The sequence below is a fragment of the Streptomyces sp. NPDC054842 genome, from assembly GCF_053611025.1.
Genome location: NZ_JBSGZN010000105.1, coordinates 1 through 1,631, shown reverse-complemented (window position 1 = coordinate 1,631; position 1,631 = coordinate 1). Strand labels below are relative to the sequence as shown.

Here is a 1,631-nt window from a genome sequence, read left to right as displayed (position 1 = left end):
TGCGCAAGGTGCTCATCGCCAACCGTGGCGAAATCGCTGTCCGCGTGGCCCGGGCGTGCCGGGATGCCGGGATCGCGAGTGTGGCCGTCTACGCGGATCCGGACCGGGACGCGTTGCATGTCCGGGCGGCGGACGAGGCGTTCGCGTTGGGCGGTGACACCCCGGCCACCAGTTATCTGGACATCGCCAAGGTGCTCCAGGCCGCCAAGGACTCCGGCGCGGACGCCGTCCACCCCGGTTACGGGTTCCTCTCGGAGAACGCCGAGTTCGCCCAGGCCGTCCTGGACGCGGGCCTGATCTGGATCGGCCCGCCCCCGCAGGCCATCCGCGACCTGGGGGACAAGGTCGCCGCCCGCCACATCGCCCAGCGGGCCGGCGCGCCGCTGGTCGCGGGCACCCCCGACCCGGTCTCCGGCGCGGAGGAAGTCGTCGCGTTCGCCCGCGAACACGGCCTGCCCATCGCGATCAAGGCCGCCTTCGGCGGCGGCGGACGCGGCCTGAAAGTCGCCCGCACCCTGGAAGAGGTCCCCGAGCTCTACGACTCCGCCGTCCGCGAGGCCGTCGCCGCGTTCGGCCGGGGCGAGTGCTTCGTCGAGCGCTACCTCGACAAGCCCCGCCACGTGGAGACCCAGTGCCTGGCCGACACCCACGGCAACGTGGTCGTCGTCTCCACCCGCGACTGCTCCCTGCAGCGCCGCCACCAAAAACTCGTCGAGGAAGCCCCCGCCCCCTTCCTCACCGACGCCCAGGTCGAGGAGCTGTACTCCTCCTCCAAGGCGATCCTGCGCGAGGCCGGCTACGTCGGCGCCGGCACCGTCGAGTTCCTGGTCGGCACCGACGGCACGATCTCCTTCCTGGAGGTCAACACCCGCCTGCAGGTCGAACACCCCGTCACCGAGGAAGTCGCCGGCATCGACCTGGTCCGTGAGATGTTCCGCATCGCCGACGGCGAGGAACTCGGCTACGGCGACCCCGTCCTGCGCGGCCACTCCATCGAGTTCCGCATCAACGGCGAGGACCCCGGCCGCGGATTCCTGCCCGCCCCCGGCACCGTCACCGCCTTCACCCCGCCCTCCGGCCCCGGCATCCGCCTGGACGCGGGCGTCGAAGCCGGCAGCGTCATCGGCCCCGCCTGGGACTCCCTCCTCGCCAAACTCATCGTCACCGGCGCCACCCGCGAACAGGCCCTCCAGCGCGCCGCCCGCGCCCTGGACGAATTCCAGGTCGAGGGCATGGCCACCGCCCTCACCTTCCACCGCGAAGTCGTGAAGGATCCCGCGTTCGCCCCCGAACTCACCGGCTCCCAGGCGCCGTTCACCGTCCACACCCGGTGGATCGAGACCGAGTTCGTCAACGACATCCCCGCCTTCACCACCCCCGCCGACACCGACACCGACGACGCCGGCGAAACCAACCGCGAAACCGTCATCGTCGAGGTCGGCGGCAAACGCCTCGAAGTGTCCCTGCCCTCCAGCCTGGGCATGTCCCTGGCCCGCACCGGCCTGGCCGCCGGCGCCAAACCCAAACGACGCGCCGCCAAGAAGTCCGGCCCCGCCGCCTCCGGCGACACCCTCGCCTCCCCCATGCAGGGCACCATCGTCAAGGTCGCCGTCGAAGAAGGCCAGGAAGTC

At 71.6% G+C, this 1,631-nt stretch carries 1 protein-coding gene; it reads left to right on the top strand.

Going from position 1 to position 1,631, the window contains the following annotated elements; translation table 11 throughout:
* Nucleotides 1–1,631: ATP-binding protein (locus tag ACWGIS_RS36255; protein WP_453366775.1), on the top strand; the 1,631-nt coding region annotated here is incomplete at both ends.